The organism is Enterococcus sp. AZ141, assembly GCF_051714385.1.
GTDB lineage: Bacteria > Bacillota > Bacilli > Lactobacillales > Enterococcaceae > Enterococcus_D > Enterococcus_D entomosocium.
The window spans coordinates 2,591,008-2,610,685 of record NZ_JBIORT010000001.1 but is presented as its reverse complement, the minus strand read 5'-3'; the positions used below and the strand labels follow the sequence as shown (position 1 = coordinate 2,610,685).

Annotated in this window: 15 protein-coding genes; 3 read left to right on the top strand and 12 right to left on the bottom strand. The window is 41.5% G+C overall.

What is annotated here, in order from left to right; translation table 11 throughout:
* Positions 1-59: 59 nt before the first annotated feature.
* Positions 60-992, bottom strand: coding sequence for a thioredoxin-disulfide reductase (trxB, locus tag IGI89_RS12015; protein WP_008378419.1), 933 nt, complete (start codon positions 990-992; stop codon positions 60-62).
* A 185-nt stretch (positions 993-1,177) separates the two neighbouring features.
* Between trxB and IGI89_RS12010 the strand changes: the two genes are divergently transcribed.
* Positions 1,178-2,563: an MATE family efflux transporter gene (locus tag IGI89_RS12010; protein ID WP_438735706.1), complete on the top strand. Its 1,386-nt coding sequence runs from the start codon at positions 1,178-1,180 to the stop codon at positions 2,561-2,563.
* Positions 2,564-2,716: 153 nt separating this feature from the next.
* On the top strand, positions 2,717-3,187 hold the full coding sequence (locus IGI89_RS12005) for a glutathione peroxidase (RefSeq protein WP_005235460.1): 471 nt from the start codon (positions 2,717-2,719) through the stop codon (positions 3,185-3,187).
* A gap of 231 nt (positions 3,188-3,418) precedes the next feature.
* On the opposite strand, the gene IGI89_RS12000 is transcribed toward IGI89_RS12005, so the two are convergent.
* Both IGI89_RS12000 and IGI89_RS11995 read right to left on the bottom strand, forming a co-directional pair.
* On the bottom strand, positions 3,419-4,852 hold the full coding sequence (locus IGI89_RS12000; protein WP_400450637.1) for a 6-phospho-beta-glucosidase: 1,434 nt from the start codon (positions 4,850-4,852) through the stop codon (positions 3,419-3,421).
* Positions 4,853-4,872: 20 nt separating this feature from the next.
* Positions 4,873-6,264, bottom strand: coding sequence for a 6-phospho-beta-glucosidase (locus IGI89_RS11995; protein ID WP_005225822.1), 1,392 nt, complete (start codon positions 6,262-6,264; stop codon positions 4,873-4,875).
* A gap of 260 nt (positions 6,265-6,524) precedes the next feature.
* Between IGI89_RS11995 and IGI89_RS11990 the strand changes: the two genes are divergently transcribed.
* On the top strand, positions 6,525-7,445 hold the full coding sequence (locus IGI89_RS11990; protein WP_438735705.1) for a MurR/RpiR family transcriptional regulator: 921 nt from the start codon (positions 6,525-6,527) through the stop codon (positions 7,443-7,445).
* Between the two features lie 76 nt (positions 7,446-7,521).
* Here IGI89_RS11990 and IGI89_RS11985 read toward each other — a convergent pair whose 3' ends face one another.
* The 9 genes from IGI89_RS11985 to IGI89_RS11945 all read right to left on the bottom strand — a co-directional run bounded on the left by IGI89_RS11985 (position 7,522) and on the right by IGI89_RS11945 (position 19,674).
* Positions 7,522-9,441, bottom strand: coding sequence for a beta-glucoside-specific PTS transporter subunit IIABC (locus IGI89_RS11985; RefSeq protein ID WP_005235453.1), 1,920 nt, complete (start codon positions 9,439-9,441; stop codon positions 7,522-7,524).
* Between the two features lie 197 nt (positions 9,442-9,638).
* A complete protein-coding gene (gene licT / locus IGI89_RS11980) occupies positions 9,639-10,481 on the bottom strand; it encodes a BglG family transcription antiterminator LicT (RefSeq protein ID WP_005235451.1) in 843 nt (280 codons plus the stop codon).
* 306 nt (positions 10,482-10,787) lie between these two features.
* Positions 10,788-12,563 carry an ABC transporter ATP-binding protein gene (locus IGI89_RS11975; RefSeq protein WP_005235438.1) on the bottom strand — a complete coding sequence of 592 codons (1,776 nt, stop codon included), beginning with the start codon at positions 12,561-12,563 and terminating at the stop codon, positions 10,788-10,790.
* On the bottom strand, positions 12,563-14,311 hold the full coding sequence (locus tag IGI89_RS11970; RefSeq protein WP_086332450.1) for an ABC transporter ATP-binding protein: 1,749 nt from the start codon (positions 14,309-14,311) through the stop codon (positions 12,563-12,565). The genes IGI89_RS11975 and IGI89_RS11970 overlap by 1 nt, the downstream gene beginning before the upstream one ends.
* A gap of 198 nt (positions 14,312-14,509) precedes the next feature.
* Entirely contained in the window at positions 14,510-14,728 is a 219-nt protein-coding gene (locus tag IGI89_RS11965) for a YneF family protein (RefSeq protein WP_005235432.1), read from the bottom strand.
* A gap of 107 nt (positions 14,729-14,835) precedes the next feature.
* Complete coding sequence (locus IGI89_RS11960) at positions 14,836-15,639, bottom strand: ABC transporter permease (protein ID WP_438735704.1); 804 nt, start codon at positions 15,637-15,639, stop codon at positions 14,836-14,838.
* 2 nt (positions 15,640-15,641) lie between these two features.
* Positions 15,642-16,550: an ABC transporter ATP-binding protein gene (locus IGI89_RS11955; RefSeq protein ID WP_438735703.1), complete on the bottom strand. Its 909-nt coding sequence runs from the start codon at positions 16,548-16,550 to the stop codon at positions 15,642-15,644.
* Between the two features lie 252 nt (positions 16,551-16,802).
* Complete coding sequence (locus IGI89_RS11950) at positions 16,803-18,326, bottom strand: helix-turn-helix domain-containing protein (protein WP_082741613.1); 1,524 nt, start codon at positions 18,324-18,326, stop codon at positions 16,803-16,805.
* 298 nt (positions 18,327-18,624) lie between these two features.
* On the bottom strand, positions 18,625-19,674 hold the full coding sequence (locus tag IGI89_RS11945; protein WP_438735702.1) for an LPXTG cell wall anchor domain-containing protein: 1,050 nt from the start codon (positions 19,672-19,674) through the stop codon (positions 18,625-18,627).
* Positions 19,675-19,678: the final 4 nt, after the last annotated feature.

Sequence of the window (19,678 nt, the reverse complement as noted above, 5' to 3'; positions counted from 1 at the left end):
AAAAACAGCTGCTATCAAAAGTGATTGACACTTTAAAAATAACAGCTGATCCCATTAAACTATTTCGTTAATTGAGCATCCTTTTGTGTTTCAATAAAATCAAACACTTGTTGACCAGCAATACTGCCATCGCCGACTGCCGTCGTGATTTGACGCAAGCCTTTTTCACGAACATCGCCAACCGCGTAAACACCAGGAATTGAAGTTTCCATCTGCTCATTGGTTAAAATCCAGCCAGCATCATTCGTGATACCGCTGGCTTTGAATGGTTCTGTCAACGGATCTAAACCAACATAGATAAAGACACCGCCAGCAGCTTCTTCTGTCACTTCATCCGTTTTTACGTTTCTGATTTGCACGCCAGTCACGACCATCTCATTGCCTTTGATTTCTTCAACAACAGAATCCCAAATAAAAGAGATTTTCTCGTTGGCAAATGCGCGGTCTTGAATGATTTTTTGTGCTCGTAATTCGTCACGACGGTGAACGATCGTTACTTCGGAAGCAAATTGTGTTAAGTAGATAGCTTCTTCGACTGCCGAGTCGCCTCCGCCAACAACAATCAAGCGTTTGTTACGGAAAAAGGCACCGTCACAAACCGCACAGTATGAAACACCGCGTCCCGCGAATTCTTCTTCGCCTTTGACGCCTAACTTTCTATGTACGCATCCTGTGGCAATGATGATTGTTTTCCCTTGATAGGTTTTGTCTTCGGTGGCAACTTCTTTGAATTCACCTTGATCCGTGATGCTCTGAACGATCCCATAGGCATTTTCAACACCAAATTTAATGGCACCTTCATACATTTTAAATGCTAATTCAGGGCCTAAGATTGATTCGTATCCTGGGTAGTTTTCAACTTCAGCCGTATTGTTCATTTGACCGCCAGGTGCGCCTCGTTCAATCATTAGTACTGATAAATTCGATCTTGACGCATAAAGCGCTGCTGTCATCCCCGCAGGGCCTGCGCCGATGATAATTACATCATACATATATTTCCCTCCAATTTGGACTACCCATACTTTACTTTCAAAAGCAAATTCTTTCAACTCATCTGCTTACAAAAAATAATAAGATATTCCTGCTTTTACTTTTGAAAATTACATTGACTTTCTTTGCAATTTTTGTAAAATTTTCACGATACGTCTATTATATAGAAAATAAGGAGTCCTTACAATTGAATAAGAAAAAACTTTTAGGAAAATCAGACCGTGAACTGCTTTTCCTCAGCTGGCCGATTTTTGTTGAGCTATTTTTGCGGGTCGTTATTGGGAATGTCAACGTTTGGATGATTTCTCATTACTCCGAGCCAGCAGTAGCGGCCGTCAGTGCTGCCAATCAACTATTGAATTTAACGGTCTTTATTTACGGTTTCATCACCGTGGGTACTCAGATCATTATCGCACAATTGATTGGTGCGAAAAAACGCGACCAGATACCGAAAGTCATCAATACCGCTCTCTTTGGCTCATTGTTCATCGGGATTTTGATCAGCTTAATGTTCCTTTTCGGCTCAACCTATCTCCTTCGTTTCATGGGATTGGATGCTGAATTAGTTGCTTTAGGTCATGGATACTTACAAGTGTATGGAGGAAGTCTGTTCCTTTCATCGATCACGGCGGTCATAATTGCTGTCATGCGTAGCCACAGTTTCACAAAACCTGCGTTATTGGTGCCGATGTTTGCTAGTATCCTAGCCGTCATTGGAAATTACTTTGTCTTATATAGCCCCTTTGGTTTACCGAATTTCGGTGTGACCGGATTGGCATTTTCTAGCGTCTTTGGTAATTCGATCGGTTTAATAATTGCCGCAATGTTGCTGAAGAAGCATGTGAATTTTTCTGTTTTATCTGCCCGTTTCTCGAATGTCTCTTGGGGTGTGATGAAAAACATTTTGACTTACGGATTGCCTTCTTCTGGCGAGTCTCTTTCCTATCAGGGAGCGCAAGTCGTAGTGACGATGATCGTGGCTCAACTTGGTGCCAGCGTCTTGATTGCAAAATCTTACGTAACAGCTATCACCCAATTTGTTTATTTGATTGCCTCCGCATTGAGTCAAGGGAATCAAATCATGATTGGCCGCAATGTCGGTGCTGGAGAATACGATCGCGCGCATCAGCGAGGCATGCACACAATGGTGATCGGGATCATTGCGTCGGTAACGATCTGTTTATTGACTTACTTGTTTATTGAGCCAATCATGGGAATCTTTACCACCAACGCGGAAGTGATCGAGATTGCCAAAGGTGTCTTTTTGGTAGAGATCGTTTTAGAAACGGCGCGTGCAGTCAATATGATCCTTGTGGGTTCTTTAAATGCAAGTGGCGATGTGAAGTTCCCATTGATCTGTAGTCTAGTTGTTCTATGGGTCATCAGCTTACCGTTTTCCTATTCACTGGCGATCGTCTTTAAATTCGGCTTGATCGGCGTTTGGATCGCTTATGCCATTGACGAAGCATTGCGCAGCGTCTTAATGATTTATCGTTGGCACTCCGGTGTATGGAAAACTAAATCTGTCGTTCATCCACAAGAAACAGAACCCGAAGTATTGCCAGAAGCATAATTAAAGTCCAGCGGTCTCGGTGACTGCTGGACTTTTTTGTTTTCCATAAAAAATAAAATGCGCCAAGAAGTTTGCTTGGTTTTTTTGAAGACTTTGCTCTATACTTGTCTCAGAAGCTATCGACTAAGATTTACATTAAAAGGAGCGTTTGCTATGTCAATCTATGACTACCAAGCAACATTGGAAAATGGCGAAACTTATTCGCTAGCAAAATACGAAGGTCAACCGCTAGTGATCGTCAATACAGCTACGAAGTGTGGTTTGAGCCCGCAGTTCAAAGAACTACAAGGTCTTTATGAAACTTATAAAGACCAAGGATTGGTCGTTTTAGGGTTTCCTTCTGATCAGTTCAAACAAGAAGTCGGGTCAGCCGAAGAAGCCGCAGCCGCTTGCCGAACCACCTATGGTGTCGACTTTCCGATGCACAAGTTAACAGTGATCAATGGAAAAGACGCGGATCCCTTGTTTCGCTATTTGGAAGAAGAAGCACCTGGCACGCTAGGAAAAGCCATTAAATGGAATTTCACGAAATTCTTGGTGGATCGCCAAGGTAAAGTCGTTGAGCGTTTTGCTCCCCAGACAAATCCTCAAAAAATGATTCCAGAAATTGAAAAAGTTCTTTAAAAAACAGAGAAAGGCGGTTTTGAGGACAAAACATGTCATCCTTAAGGTCACCTTTTTGTGATTGCTGCAACATAAACATTATACAACAATCAAATTGGCGCTTGTCAAAATATCTGAATGTCTATTTCTTCTTAAAGAAACCATTCGTTACAAAGATTTCAAAAAGACTTTAAAAAAACTGCAGTGGATCCCCTTTGATTTCTCAACGGGATCAACTGCAGCTTCTTTTGATTAGTTATTCGATAAATCTTCACCATTTGAAGCAATCACTTGTTTGTACCAATCAAATGATTTTTTCTTGGTTCGTTTCAAGGTGCCGTTTCCTTCATTGTCACGGTCCACATAAATGAAACCATAGCGTTTTTTCATTTCACCTGTTCCAGCTGAAACTAAATCGATACAACCCCAAGTCGTGTAACCCAATAAGTCGACACCATCTTGTTCAACCGCATCTTTCATTGCTTGGATATGCTCTGCCAAATATTGGATGCGGTAATTATCTTCCACATAGCCATCTGCATCTGGTGTATCCACAGCGCCTAGACCATTTTCAACGATAAACAATGGTTTTTGGTAACGGTCATAAATGTCATTCATTGTAATCCGCAAACCAAGTGGATCAATTTGCCAACCCCACTCACTTGCTTCCAAGTATGGGTTTTTCACAGAGGCAAAAATATTGCCAGCCGTTTGTTCTAACAATTCAGCGTCCGTTGTTGATACGCGTGAAGAATAGTAAGAGAAAGAAATAAAGTCTACGGTGTGAGCTTTCAACAGCTCAAGGTCGCCTTCTTCCATTTTGATTTCGATCCCATTGCGTTCCATTTCTTTCAGCGCATATTGTGGATATTCCCCACGTGATTGAACATCAATAAAGAAATAGTTTTCGCGATCTGCTTTGCGTGATTCCCAGACATCTTCTGGTTTGCTTGTATATGGATAGTACGCGCCAGCAGCCAGCATACAACCTACTTTGTTTTCAGGATCAACTTCGTGAGCGATTTTCGTTGCGATTGCGGATGCCAACAACTCGTGGTGAGCCGCTTGATATTTCACTTGCTCAACGTTATCGCCTTCTTCAAAATAAAGTCCCGCTCCCATAAATGGCGCATGTAGAATCATGTTGATTTCGTTGAAGGTCAACCAGTATTTTACTAATCCTTTGTAGCGGTTGAAAATCACGTTACACAAGTTTTCATAGAATCCGACTAATTCACGAGAACGCCATGCTCCGTATTTTTCAACTAAATGCATCGGGCAATCAAAGTGAGTGATCGTTACTAATGGTTCGATCCCATATTTGTGGCATTCTTTGAAAAGATCTTCATAGAACTTCAAGCCGTCTTCATTTGGTTCTGTTTCATCCCCTTTAGGGAAAATCCGACTCCAAGCGATCGACAAACGGTAGGTTTTAAAGCCCATTTCGCCAAATAGCGCGATGTCTTCTTTGTAGCGATGATACATATCGATCGCTTCTTTTGCTGGGTAGAAATGTTCGTCATCAAAATCGAACATTTTCATTTGACCAGTAATGACTGGAAAACGATCTTTGCCGATCGGTACCACGTCAACGTTTGCCAAGCCGCGTCCGCCTTCTTGGTAGCCTCCTTCACATTGATTGGCAGCTGTTGCGCCGCCCCATAAAAAGTCTTTTCTAAATGCCATGTTTCTTTCCTACTTTCTCTTTATTTAACTAGTTCGCGATCAAGTTCGCGAGCTACTTCATCTTGTACTTCTACGCCTTCTTTTTCAAGACGTGCGATCGTTTCCTTAAATTTAGGCAAGTGATCTTTGTGGGCAATAAACAGTTCGTCCATGACACGTTTTGCCGTATCACCTGATGGAACCAATGGGTTGATGGTGAAGGCTTGTAATGCGATATTGTAATCCCCCGTCACAGCTGCTTCGATCGTTAATAATTCCATTGCTTTCATTACCTGTAACCAACCTTTTTCAGCTGTCGGTAACTCACCAAAGGCAACATTTCTAGCCCCTTGTCCGCCAACGTAAGCTGTTACTTCGACTACGCAATCGGCAGGAAGATCTGGAACGGCGCCTTCATTTTTGGTTGAAACGACGATTTGGGTATTTTTATTAGCATAAATGGAAGCAATCGTTTCACACGCTGCATCTGAGTAGTAAGCACCACCACGTTTTTGCAGCTGTTCTGGTTTATGATCCAATTCAGGATCTTTGTACAACTCAAACAATTCGGCTTCGGTTTGTTTCACTTGCTGTGCGCGTGTACCGACAGTCTTGTACTCTTCGATCGCATGATTCAACATTTCTTCTTGACGATAGTAATAACGGTGATACCCGCAAGGAATCATCTTCATTTGTTCCAGCTGTTCTTTGTAAAATGGTACATCAAAGATATTCTTCGGTAAGCCATTGTCTTCTTCATACATTTTATCAATAATGTCCATCGTAACGTCATTGCCGTGTGAGTCGGTAACTTTGTGCCAGTGAAAGTGGTTCAATCCTGCAAATTTGTAAATCAATTCGTCAGGTTCTTTGCCAAGCAACGCAGGTTCAACCATCGTTGCCATGACAGGCACGTTACACAACCCGATGACTTTGTCCCATTTTCCGTAACGCACGATTGCTTCAGTCACCATACCGCTTGGATTCGCAAAGTTGATCAACCAGGCATCGGGACACAAGCGTTTCATGTCTTCAACGATTTCAAGAATGATTGGAACCGTACGAAACGCTTTGAACATACCACCAGGGCCGTTGGTTTCTTGACCAATCATGCCGTAATAGGCAGGAATTCGTTCATCTTTGATACGGGCATTCAGCAATCCTACTCGGAATTGAGTCGTAACGAAATCAGCATCTTTTAACGCTTCTTCTCGATCCAATGTCATGTGGATTTTTACATCGTAGGGTGACGCATCCCACATCCGTTGTGCCATCGCACCAACGATTGCTAATTTTTCTTTTCCTGCTTCGATATCTACTAGCCAAATCTCACGAATCGGCAATTCTTCATAGCGTTTGATAAAGCCTTCCATTAACTCCGGGGTATAGCTGCTGCCGCCACCAATGGTTGCAATTTTAATTCCTTTTGTCATTGTATTGCTCCTTTGCTATTTTATTTACATTCTTATTATCATTCATAAAAACATTTGATTCAATGTAAATAGCATATTTAGAAAAAGCGTTTGCAAATCTCGCTTCTTCTTGCAGATGTTTTGTAAAAAAGATTTACAAAGAGCATCAAATAAGGAATAATTAGGATGTAAACGATTCGCTAGGTACTGAATAAAAACGAATTTTTGTAAAAACCATTTACAAATAATCATAAAAAAATGTAAAAAGGAGCATATATACCATGTTGTTACAAGAAAAAATGCGCCAAATCAAACTAGCATCAGCGGAACGATCGTTGATCGATTATTTATTAGCCAACCCGACTGCGATGGCGGATCAAACCATTAAGGAATTGTCAGAAAAGACCTACGTTCATCCTTCTACTTTTATTCGGATTGCCAAAAAATTAGGCTTCAATGGTTGGCTCGACTTAAAAACGGCCTTTGTGGAAGAGCAAACTTATATGAGCAGCCATTTTACTGATGTAGATGCGAACTTCCCTTTTTCCTCCCATGACGGCATTATGACCATCGCCAAAAAGTTGGCAAAGCTTGAACAAACAACGATTGAAGATACGCTTTCCTTGATCCATCATGATGAATTACAAAAAGCGAAACAATCGTTGCTCAACGCCAACCATATCAAGATCTTCGCCAGTAATGCCAATACCTTGATTTCTCAAGACTTTGTTTTGAAGATGCGGCGTTTAGGAAAAAACATTCACGTCTGCGACACCTTCGGCGAGAGTGCTTACGAGGCATCTAACTGTACCTCCGATACGACCGCGATCTTGATTTCTTACACCGGTGAAAACAAAATGGTCAAAGAAATCGGTAAGATCCTTGCCGAGCGGCAGGTTTCCATCATTGGCATGACGAGTATCGGGGAGAACTCCTTGGCGAAATTAAGTAATTGTGTTTTGAATATCACGACAAGAGAACGGCTCTACTCAAAGATCGCCAACTTTACGATCAATACGTCCGTTTGCTACTTGCTGGATTTGTTGTACGCAGTCGTCTTTTCGGAGCATTATGAAAAAAACTTGCAGCATTTGATCGATATTGGCATGGCTTATGACAAGCGCCCTACATCATCGACGATAATCGCTGAGCCAACCTACGATAAAAATCTTCATTATAAAGACTCACTGTTTCCCAATTAAATGACTGACAAAAAGCGATCGCTTCACATGGGCGATCGCTTTTAACCTTACGTAGAACTTGTTAGAAAGTTTTTGGCTAAACTAAAGCCGTGATCAAATCATCGGAACAGCCTACCTCACGTTTGTCTGACTCGATGATATCCAAATAATCGGCGGAGTTGGTGACTAACACTGGGGTCTCAATATTAAATCCAGCTTTGATCAATGCATCCTTATCAAAGGTGATCAATTTTTGTCCGCGAGTCACCGTGTCTCCTTGCTTCACATGGGCTTCAAAGTATTCACCGTTTAATTGAACAGTATCTAAACCAATATGGATCAAAAGCTCTAAGCCGTTCTCAGAGATCAACCCAATGGCATGTTTGGTTGGGAACAAGGTCATTACTGTTCCGTCAAAAGGAGCCACAACTTCGCCTTTTGAGGGATGGATCAAGATGCCTTTTCCTAGAATCCCTTGTGCGAAGGCTTCATCTTTTGCACTGCTTAGTGGTGCGATCGTTCCTTCAACAGGGGAAGTGATTACTTCTTTCCGAACAGTCATCGCTGGTTGTCCTTCAGCGATTTCTTCTTCCACCGCATCATCTTTCCAGAAAGCCATCGTCAAACCAAAGCCAATTGCAGCAGCGATCAAGATTCCGATGACCGAGAACCACATGCCACTGGCATCTCCTTCTGGAGTGATATAGTTAAAGATTCCAAAGACGCCTAAACCACCAGAGGTATAGCTCGTTGTGCCATTGATCATTAAGAAGGCACCTGCGACCGCCCCACCAATCATTGAGAAGAAAAACGGCATTTTTTTCGGTAACGTGATCCCATAAATTGCTGGTTCTGTTACACCAAAAAGTCCTGAGATAATGGCTGGTGGACATAGAGCTTTTAGTTTTTTGTCTTTAAGTTTAAAGTACATAGCCATCACTACCGCTGTTTGGGCAAAGCTGGCACCAAATGATGCTACCAAAATTTGACTGTAGCCGAGCTGTGTCACTTGCATAATGTGTAGTGGCACAACTGACCAATGCAAGCCGAAAATAACCAAGACTTGCCAGAAGAAGCCTAATAACAAACCATAAATCGCTGGAGAGAAGTCCATCAATGCTTCAAATCCTGAGCTTAAAAGATCCGTCAACATACTGATCACAGGTCCAATCACCAAAAAGCCAATTGGCAATGCAATCAATAAAACCAAGAAAGGCACTAAAAATGTTTGGACAACAGACGGAATGATTTTCTTCGCCAATTTTTGAACTTGTGCAGCGAATGCGATGATAAAGATTACTGGAACCACACTACTAGTATATGTCGCACCAACCCACGGAATCCCTAAGAAGGTTTCATACGCTGGCAAGCCTAATAAGCTATAAGGTGCAGCAGCTCCCTCGCCAGCTCCGGCAACAAATGCCGCTTGCAAGGCTGATCCTTGAATCGTCGGATAGCAAAGCGCCGACCCGATCACGATTCCCACCATTGGATTTAAGCGGAATTTTTTTGCTGACGTATACCCTAAAATCACCGGCATAAACATGAAGATCGAATCACCGATCGCATTGAACATCACATAGGTACCAGTCGTTGTTGTATAATCGATCAAACCTGTTGTACCAATAAAAAGCAACAGTGCGTTTAGTCCTTTGATCATCCCAGCCGCACACAAAGCACCTAAGAAGGGTTGGAAGCAGCCGCTCAAAATATCGATCAAACGATCAAACAAGTTGCCACCTGAGGCTGTTTCTTCAGCATCACCACTGATTCCTGCAACATCGATCACTTCTGCATAGACATCTGGCACATGGTTTCCGATAACCACCTGGTATTGACCGCCACTCTTCATGACCGTCACGACACCTTCCATGTTCTTTAAGACTTCATCATTTGCGACGCCTTCATCCTTTAACTTAAAACGCAGGCGTGTGATACAATGCGTCAAGCTATTGATGTTCTCTTTCCCACCGACATTTGCGACGATTTTTTCTGCTAATTCACGATATTTTCCCATTTTTGATTCCTCCAATTTTTTTGTATTGAAGGTTTAGCCAACTGAATGTCACTATCCAAAATGTTTCGTCTTTGATATGCTACTTCTTAACTAGCGGTCCTAAAAATACGTTTTAATAAAAATCATTGCCAAAAAATCATTCTTTCTTCTATATCTTGCACTGAGTAAAACTCCTTCTCCTTTCTTCTTTATTTCAATCAACGATTTTTTTGCACAAGTCTGGCAATATGAATCGTTAAATACAAACTTTCGTCACTGGACATTTGATACTGATATTGATTTTCTAATAGTTCAGCGATTTTTTGTACGCATTGATACGCATTTCGGTACTTCACTTTGACCATAGCCAAAAGATCTTCATCGGTTTCATCCGTATGAGGGGTATGGTTTTGCATTCTTGAGACAAAAAATTTCAAATGCGTAGTGAAGCGATAAAAATAAACGGACTCTTCATCAAAGGTGGTTTTGAAAAAATATTTAACAATGTTAATGATGTCTTGCATCGTTTGGGTTAGCTCAGCAATATTGCCTTGGTCACCATTTTCGGTTTGCGCATTGACCAGATGCAGAGCAATAAAGCCAGCTTCATCATCTGGCAGCTGAATCCCGTAATGTTCTTTGATTTTTTCTACTGTTTTGCAGCCTATTTGGTACTCATCGGGGAAAAAACGCTTGATATCCCACAATAAGACATTTTTGACCGTCATTCCTTTTTTCGATCGTTCAATGGCACAGTGCATATGATCTGTCAGCGAGATGTAGATGGAATCATTGATGGGGGATGACAATTCTCGCCGAGCATACTCAATGATCTCATTGGATAATTCAAGATATTCCAGTGGTAAGTCAGCAAGCAGCTCTTGAAATTGAGATAAGATCGTCTGATTTTCTAAGCGATATACTTTATCGACCGTTTCTGAAGAAATGTCATCTCCCACTTTTTTCTTAAAGGCAATCCCCCGCCCCATAACAATAATCTCGTTTTGACTTTGATCGGTAGTGATCACAACATTATTGTTTAACACTTTACTGATTTTCATGTCCTACCCCCACTTACTTTATCATTGCGGATATGGTTCATTGCTTGTCTTTATTGTTTAGCCAACAGTCAACACAGAAAAAACCTCATGAAAGCAGCGCAAATACCGCAGCTTCATCAGGTTTAGCTTGTTAAAAATCAACAATCACTATCCATTAGAACCAGTTCTATTATCTTTATCATAGCAAAGGTAGAAAGCGCTGTCAATCGTTGTTCGTTATTTTTATTTTCATCCCTTCCTTCTTTTTTTCGTACAAAAAAACCTTAAAAACGAGAGTCTTTAAGGTTAGCATTACTATCAAAGCTATTAAACTTCACTTGCCTGCAAACGGTACATATCGGCATACAACCCTTTTTGAGCCAAAAGTTCATCATGGGTGCCTCGTTCGACGATCGAGCCTTTATCAAGCACCAAAATCAACTCAGCATCGCGAATGGTAGACAATCGATGGGCGATCGCGATCGTGGTTCGCCCTTGACGCATATTTGCCAAGCCTTCTTGGATCAGTCCTTCTGTTTCAGTATCGATATTGGCAGTCGCCTCATCCAAGACCAGCACTTTCGGATCGGTCACCATCGTTCGGGCAAAGGAAATCAATTGCCGTTGCCCGCTTGAATAACTGGCACCCCGTTCAATCACTTTGGCGTGGTATTTACCAGGTAGTTTTTGAATAAAGGCATCTGCTTGAACAAATTTTGCTGCTGCTTCGATCTGTTCTTCACGAATGTCCTGATTCAATAAGCGGATATTGTCAGCGATGTCCCCATAAAACATGAAAGCATCTTGCAATACGAGTCCAACTTTTTTCCGAAGCTCTTCCATCGTGAAGTCGCGGATATCTTGATCATCGATCAAAATTTGCCCTTCCCCAAATTCGTAAAAACGCATCAACACATTGATGATCGAGCTCTTGCCACTTCCTGTGTGACCGACTAGAGCCACGGTCTCACCTGGATAGGCGATGAAAGAAATATGATTCAATACGTTGTTTTTTCCATCATAGGAAAAACTGACATCGCGAAATTCAATTTTTCCTTTGGTGATGGTTTGACTGGCATCGGAATTTTGCTGCGGCGTATATTCTTCGTTATCCATAATCTTCAAAATCCGGCTGCCGGCTACCATCCCATCAGTAAAGACGCTGAGAAAATCCATCATCTGTGTCATTGGATTAAAGAATCCTTGAATATAGGTCGTAAAGGCGAAAATTAACCCAACTTCAATCGGCGATTCTAAAGCATCAAACCCAAAGAGCGTCAATGACAAGGCGATCGCTAAGGCATACAACAAACTAATGATTGGTGATAGTAGCAGCGCATTCGTGCGGATCATAGCGTATCTGGTTTTCAAATAATCATCGTTGGTCGCTTCGAATTCTTCATTCAGCCGCGCCTCTTGGCGGAATTGTTGAATGATCTGCATACCAGAAATCGATTCATTCAATTTCGTATTCAGCTGACTCAGTTTTTCCCGCATTTGACGATAGATACGAGAGCTGAATTTTTGATAATACCAGATGACTACCATTAGGATTGGCAGAAAAATCAAGTTTAGTAAGGCAATTTTGACGTTGATGCGGAACATGGCGGCAAAAGAAGAAACCACCGCAAAAATTCCTGTCAATACCATCAAGAAGACATACCAAAATTCATACAATGTTTCTGTGTCGTTGCTGACCCGTGAAACGATCGAACCCGCTGGCGTCTGATCGAAATAGCGCATCCCAAGACTATGCAATTTTTCAAATAATTTTGCTCGAATATATTGATAGGTTTTTAAAGAACCCATTGAATAAAGGAACCATTGGAAAAACCAAATCACGGCTTTTACCAACACCCCAAAGAAATACAACGCAGCAAAGAAATAAATGACTTGCTGGGTCGCCGTCTGATTGGTCAAATAATTATCCATAAAGGTTTGAATGATCAAAGGCAACAAGATATTGATGATCGATAGCACAAAAGCAAAAAAGATCGCTGCATAGAAGGTTTTTCGAAACGGTTTGGCAAAAAGAAACATTCGTTTGATGATGTTTTTTTGCTCTTTAAAGGGAATCGATTTGCTCCATTCTGATTCTTGCATTAGGCTTCACTCCCTTCGATTTTGGCTTCTAGTTGCTGCTTGTCCCACATTTTTTTATACCAGCCATTTGCAGCCAATAATTGTTCATGGGTCCCACGTTCACTGATTTTCCCATTGTCGATCACGAGAATTTCTTCTGCATGCTTGACACTGCTTAGGCGGTGGGCAGCAATGATCGTTGTTTTATTCTGACGGAATGTCCGTAATTGTTGTAAAATAGCTTCTTCCGTTTTGGCATCTACTGCTGAAAGGGCGTCATCTAAAATCAATAATTCTGGGTCAGTGATCAAGGCACGGGCAATGGATAAACGCTGTTTTTGTCCGCCGGAAAGAGAAACACCACGTTCCCCCACCATCGTTTCGTACCCTTCAGGAAACTGACTGATATCCTCGTGGATCACTGCTAATCTAGCAGCCGCTTCAACTTCTGCTTGAGAAGACCGTGGTTGCGCGAAGCGGATATTGTCTCGAATCGTCATGGAAAATAAGAAATGATCTTGCGGAACATAACCGATCGAACCCAAAAGAGCATTCAAAGAGTATTGCTTGCTGTCGATGCCCCCGAAGGTGATCGCCCCATCAAATGAATCATACTCTCGCAACAAGAGCTTCATCAAAGAGGTTTTTCCTGCACCAGTTTTCCCGACCACACCAAGTGTTTGCCCGGCAGGCAAAGTAAAGTGGATGTCTTGCAGGGCAAAATCATCTCCTTGATAGTGAAAATCATTGATTTGAACGTTCACCGTTCCTTGGGCTGGGGTATCGACCGCATCTTTGGCTTCAATGATATGGGTCTTTGCCGCCAATAATTCGGCAACCCGATCATAACTTGCATTGCCTCGTTCCAGCACATTGAACAGGCGTCCGATGGCAAACATTGGCCAAACTAACATACCGATATAACTGATGAAAGATACCAATTGACCGATCGAGATGGTACCGTCCATGACATAATTGCCGCCAACGATGATCGTCAGCACATAGGAGATTCCAATGATGATCGTAATAAACGGATCAAATAAGGCATCCAGAAAATTGACTTTGCGGTTTTTGATGATGGCATGGTCGATTTTGGTTTGAAAATCAGCGATGTCCTCTTTTTCCTGTCCAAAGGTTTTGATGACTTTCATCCCAGTAATACTTTCTTGGGCTTTGTCGTTGATGGAAGAAAAGGCTTCTTGCGAGTCACGAAACGCATCATGCAATTTGCTACCAAGAACCCGTGCCATGACTGCTAAGAAAGGCAGCGGCAATAGAGCAATGATCGTTAACCGCCAATCGATAAAGAGAACCATCGCAATGATGGTAGCTCCACCAGAGATGAAGGAATCAGCAAAGGTCAAGATCCCCGCCCCTGCCACATTCTGGATGGCATTCAAGTCATTGGTGGCATGGGCCATCAAATCACCTGTCCGATGCTTTTGATAAAACAACTGATCCATCCTTGTAAAATGTGCAAATAACTGTCTGCGTAACGTTTTTTCTAGCCGAGCGGCACTGCCCCAGATATGCGTTCGCCAGACAAAACGAAACACATATTGAGCGATAGCTGAAGCAATCAAGATCATGACCCAAAAAAAGATCGTCTGCATCGAGATCTCTTTTTCCGCAATTTCATCGATGATGATCCCGATAACTTTGGGAGGGGCCAACTGTACCAAGGCGACTAGGACTAAAGAGCCTACGCCTAACAAATAATGTTTCTTTTCTTGTTTAAAAAACCAACCTAACTTCCTAAATATTGACATAACACTCTCCATTTCTTTGTGACCTGTTGCCTAAATTTTGCGATTTTTCCGAATATTTATTAGATTCAGATTCGATTGCTACCCCGCTATTCACAGAACGTAAATAGAAAAAGCAGCCTGGGGACATTCTTTTAGTTTCTGCATTTTGCCGCAATAAAAAGCGAGCTGATAAAATCAGCCCGCTTCTTAGAAAAAAACCTACTTTTGGTTTTTCATTTGCTGCATCATCTGACGAATCTTTTTCTCAGAAGGTTTTTGACCCATTGACATCATCATCGAGCGAAGCATATCCTCATTAACGGGAGGATTTTTCTTTAGATAATCTTGCATATATTTACGCGCCAAAAAGAAGCCGCCGACAGCGCCTAGTAATGCTGCAACAACAGCGATCACGATTACGATTCCTACACTAACCATTTGAAAACTCTCCTTTCTCTTGTACTCTCAATGAATCATTTTACTAGAAAAAAACACAAAAAGAAAGAGTGAAAGTTGGATTTATCCAAAAACTTTCACTCGTTTCCTCAACTTAATGCGACATCTCTTTTATTGAATAACCAATTTGTTAAAAGGTAGATTAAAACACTATAAACAAGGATCCCGATCGCCATTTCCCAATAGCCCAATCCCGGATCAAAGGCAGTCATCTGCATGTCAGGACTATTTAATAAACTCGGTATCTGCTCTTTGATATTCATAAAATTAAACGGGTTCCACTTCAGCCATGGGTATTTTTCTTGAGCAAAAAGCATGATCGAGTTGATGATGCTGCTTCCAAACAACATACCCAAGCCTAAGCCAACCGCCAGGCTTTGAGAGCGAATGACGGCTGAGATAAAGATGGTCAATGCAATATAAAAGACAATCAATAGCAAGTTGGTTCCCGCAAAAACAAAGGCAACGAGAATCGCCGCTAGCCCGTTGTAGCCAGTAGCAGCAAAAGGTGATTCAGCTGCTAAAAATAAATTGGCGGCTGCTAAACTACTGATCAGTAAAACAGCAGTCCCTAAAAGCGCAAATAAAAACGTGTTGATGGCTTTTGCTGCTAAGATTTGGCTTCTGGAAAAAGGCCGAATCAATAAGAACTTGATTGTTCCACGACTGAACTCTTCCGCCACTGAAGAAGCTGCCACAATCACCACAAATAAGTTTAAAAAGGAAGTCATGTCGCTCAAAGAAGCGAATAAATCATTGGCACCAATCTCGGGACTACCTAAGCGAACCACATAGGTCAACCCAAAAGTCATTAGAACCAATAAAAGCAGCATGATCCAAGTAGAACGTTTTTTGGTTAATTTGATCCATTCATTTTTAACCAATGTCAGCATGCTTACAAACCTCCTTCTTCGGTCCAAGCCAAGAATGTATCTTCTAGAGAAGATTGCTTTGTCCGTAGTTCTTTCAAGCCGATCCCAGCCGTCACGATCGCTCCAGCGATTGCCGAACGCTGATCTGTTGCTAGAGTGACTTGCAATTCATCTGCAACCTGCAAGACCTCGACCTCAAAGGAAGCTTTTAACAGTGCTTCTGTTTCCGCATTATCATCAGTTTTAATAATCAGTACATTTTTCTCTGCTTTCAACTCTGCCATTGCTACTTGATGAGTGACTTTTCCTTTTTGCACCACGATCAAATGATCGGCAATTTGTTCGATATCGCTTAATTGATGACTGGAAACTAAGACAGAAACGCCTTTTTCTCTCAAAGAAAGAATCATTTCTCGAAACTCCCGCATGCCTTTAGGATCCAGGCCATTCATCGGTTCATCTAAAACTAATAAGTCTGGTTGATGGACCAATGCCTGGGCAACACCTAAACGCTGACGCATCCCTAATGAATAGGTTTTGACTTTTTGATGGATGTGTCCTTCTAAATGTACCTGACGAATAAGAGCTTCTAATTCTGCTGTCGTACTTTTTTTCTTCGCCATGCGCTGATACTGCATCAAATTTTCATAGCCTGTCATATAATTATAAAACTCAGGATTTTCAACGATCGCACCGACTGAGGCAATCGCGGTTTTAAAAGAAGAATCCAGTAAATTCCCCATAATGGCAATCGATCCTGTGTTGTGCTTCATCAACCCAACAATCATCCGAATGATCGTCGTCTTCCCAGCCCCATTAGGCCCTAATAAACCAACGACTTGTCCTTGGTCCACCACAAAGGAAACATCCTCAATGATTCGTTTGGTTCCAATCAATTTGGAAACATTTTGCAGTGCTAATACTTCTGTCAAAGTTACCCCTTCTTCCTAACACCTTTTCTGCAACGATTTTAAATAAAAAACGTTATGATAATATGTATACCATGCCATCTCTGTAAAAAAAAGTCAAGAAGCGAAAAAGGAACGACGATGTTCCTGTTTTTGCTTCTTGACACCTGTGTTTATCAAAGTCGCTTTTCACTTTCGCCTTACTGCCGAAACTTACGAAATTATAAGTTCTGTCTGCTCAGCCAACCCACGCGGCTGATTATTTACATGGTACGATCAAATCGATTGGGCAAAAACGAGCTTTTCAAAAGCTGCCTTGTTCTTGGCACTTCTGATCTGTTTGATCGTTTGTTTAAGTTGTTTCCACTCCTTTGCGCTTGGTTGACCGTTCCAATAAAAGATATAGGGCTGTTCTTCCTCAGAAAATTCTTGATGAATCGGATAATCACTGATGACCAAATCTGGTTTTTGAGTAAGTGAAAGATGCGCCATCGCTCGATGCGTTGCATTCAATAGTCGGTTCTTCATCCAAAGTTCTTGCGTTTTTCCGTATTTCGAATGGATCGAGAAAGTGACTGGCTGTTCATATTTGATAAAAATAACTCTCAATAACATACAGTATTGGAAAATCAATCGGTCATTCTTTTGCAGCAATGCACGCAAATCAGGTAAAGAAACAGTCGCTTCCTCAAAAAATCGTTTCACGGTCGGATAAAGCACTGGGAAAGCCGCTTGTAGCTCTTGCTTGTCGGTCGGTTTACCAAAACTATCACTTTTTTGTCGGGTACCAAAAAGGTTGGAAGCAGAATGGATCATTACGAAATTAACTAGTAAATAGTTTTTTTCAGCATCGGTAAACCTCAGACGAAAACACTGGGCTAGTTGTTCAACAAGTAATACTTCTGGCTGATACTTGGGTTGGGTCAACCACGAGAGTTCCGCCTCGCAAAGATCCTCTTCAAGATAGGTGTTCATTACGCCAAACATAAAATACAAGAAGCTGCATTCAGGCTCCGAGATTTCAGATAGAGAAAGGTGATTGCCGTTGAATAATGGCTTTAAAAAGACCTCAAAAAACTGATTCCTTTCAATCAGTGGATGTTCAAAGGTACTTACTTCCTCTGGTAAAAAAGTGATTGGATGCTTTTGATGAATTCTTTGCAGGGAGATAGCGAATAGATTAAGAAACTTATCGATATCGATTTTTCTCATATAAGAAGCATGAGTTTCAAACAAAGCCATAACGCTTTCTTTATCCTTGATCGATGCCACGACCTGTGAGTGCTTCTCATCGAAAATCTGCCAATAGGTTAAATGATAAAAATAGCGGATTGCGTATTCCTCACCTGTCAAGGGATCTCCTTTCTTCAGACTATAGGACAAATGATAGTTCGCCAAAATGTGATTTAGTTCTTTCAATTTTCGTTGGACCGTTCGGAGACTGCTGAAGGTTTTGAGGCTGAGTTGTTCAAGGGAGTGATAGTCCCCATGAAAGAGTGCATCGAGTAAGATAAACCCAACGGTTCCCTGTAACAATACATTATATGCTTGACTCAATAAAAATCGTGGAGAAAAAGCAATCACCACTTCTTTTTCTTGTTCATCATAAATCAACGTAAACTGAGGATAGCGGGCACAAAACCATTCGACTTGTTGCACGATCGACTGCATTTTATTCGTTCTCCTATTGAAAACATCAGAAAGCTCTTTAATTGTATATTTTGGTTTGTTCGTTTCGTAACAATAACTTAGAAACTGAAAAATTTGTTTTTCTGTGGTATCCAAAAGTGCGTGTAACATGAAAATTCCCTCGCTTGTATGGTCAGCCAAAGCTGTTTTTTGCTTTGAATCTATCACCTTACAAAATTGTAAGCTGTGAATGTTTGGTGATCGTACCACTGTGCCCTCTTTTCTGTCAAATTACTTTTAACAAATTTTCCTTTTGTTATCTGTATATTTTCATAAAAAAAGTCTGACGCCTCAAAACGATCGTCAGACTAATTATGAATTACGGCAAAACAACACGTGATTGTGCATTCTGGGGAAGAAATTTCCAATCGTGGGTTATCAATTTTCTCATGATTTTTGGGTATGTTCGTTACAGCTTCTCATCATAAAATAACTTTCGCTTCAGCCAGTAAAGAAACACAGTCAGAACCACTACTAGACCAAAGAGTAGATAGCGAAGATTGGTAGTTTTGCTGCCGGTTTTCGGTAGTACGGCTGCATTGACCTCCTTGCCACTGCTTATCTCCGTGGGTTGAAGTTGTTCCTTTTTGTCTTGAGAAGATGTTGTCGCTTGGTGCTCTTCTGTACGGACACTAGATGAAACGCTCGCCTGACTTTTCTGGGATTGATTGGCTGGCAATCCTTTGGTTTTCTTTTGTGAATCTGAATGCTTTGTCGAAGCAGATTCCTTCTCGGTAGACGTTATGGCTGTCGCTGCGTTTTCTTGACAGCTCTCTGTCTGACTTGGCTCGCTTTTAGTGACTGGTTGGGTGCTGACGGTTTCCGAATCACTGATATCGATAGTGCTTTGTGTGCTTTGGATGTCTTCACTGGTAATTTCAGCCTCAGAAGTCGTTGGATTCGTCGATTGAGACTCGCTAAATTTTGGCTCGATAGTACTAGAGGAAGCGCTTGTTGCTACCGTTTCGTTTGAGCTTTTACTTGTCTCAGCTGTCGTACTCTCATTACTGCTTGGCGGCGCGGTTACTTGCCAATGACCGGGCTTCAGGTTTTCAGTTATTGTTGTTTCACCATCATATATAACAACTAAATCAACTTTATCCATACTTTTTATCTCATCAATAGCCATCTCCGCATGGATCCTTAAGTAGTTTTCAACACCTGAAAACCAATCGACTTTCGTTAAAACTGTTTCGCCGATCACTTTTTCACTGTGTCCGTTCCCATCCCAACCATAAGTTAGTAAGACACGAACCTTTTGTGAAGTCAGTGTTTTGTTCGGACGTACCGGAACCATGATCATTTTCAAGGCTTCGTTATAAATCACTCGGTTCGTTTGTACAGAAAACGACAGATTTCCTCTGGAACGTTCTTTTGCTGAAGTATGATCGAAACCAAACACAAGAATCAATAACCCTATTAGCAGTATTGTGATTAATACACCAACCAGTTTTCTCATTTCC

Excerpts from the sequence above, each read along its gene's own strand:
- IGI89_RS11995 (WP_005225822.1), bottom strand. The coding sequence starts at position 6,264 with ATGACAAAAGGAATTAAAATTGCAACCATTGGTGGCGGCAGCAGCTAT.
- IGI89_RS12000 (WP_400450637.1), bottom strand. The coding sequence starts at position 4,852 with ATGGCATTTAGAAAAGACTTTTTATGGGGCGGCGCAACAGCTGCCAAT.
- licT (WP_005235451.1), bottom strand. The coding sequence starts at position 10,481 with ATGAAAATCAGTAAAGTGTTAAACAATAATGTTGTGATCACTACCGAT.
- IGI89_RS11970 (WP_086332450.1), bottom strand. The coding sequence starts at position 14,311 with ATGTCAATATTTAGGAAGTTAGGTTGGTTTTTTAAACAAGAAAAGAAA.
- IGI89_RS12005 (WP_005235460.1), top strand. The coding sequence starts at position 2,717 with ATGTCAATCTATGACTACCAAGCAACATTGGAAAATGGCGAAACTTAT.
- trxB (WP_008378419.1), bottom strand. The coding sequence starts at position 992 with ATGTATGATGTAATTATCATCGGCGCAGGCCCTGCGGGGATGACAGCA.
- IGI89_RS11975 (WP_005235438.1), bottom strand. The coding sequence starts at position 12,563 with ATGCAAGAATCAGAATGGAGCAAATCGATTCCCTTTAAAGAGCAAAAA.
- IGI89_RS11950 (WP_082741613.1), bottom strand. The coding sequence starts at position 18,326 with ATGTTACACGCACTTTTGGATACCACAGAAAAACAAATTTTTCAGTTT.
- IGI89_RS11985 (WP_005235453.1), bottom strand. The coding sequence starts at position 9,441 with ATGGGAAAATATCGTGAATTAGCAGAAAAAATCGTCGCAAATGTCGGT.
- IGI89_RS11990 (WP_438735705.1), top strand. The coding sequence starts at position 6,525 with ATGTTGTTACAAGAAAAAATGCGCCAAATCAAACTAGCATCAGCGGAA.
- IGI89_RS11960 (WP_438735704.1), bottom strand. The coding sequence starts at position 15,639 with ATGCTGACATTGGTTAAAAATGAATGGATCAAATTAACCAAAAAACGT.
- IGI89_RS11965 (WP_005235432.1), bottom strand. The coding sequence starts at position 14,728 with ATGGTTAGTGTAGGAATCGTAATCGTGATCGCTGTTGTTGCAGCATTA.
- IGI89_RS11945 (WP_438735702.1), bottom strand. The coding sequence starts at position 19,674 with ATGAGAAAACTGGTTGGTGTATTAATCACAATACTGCTAATAGGGTTA.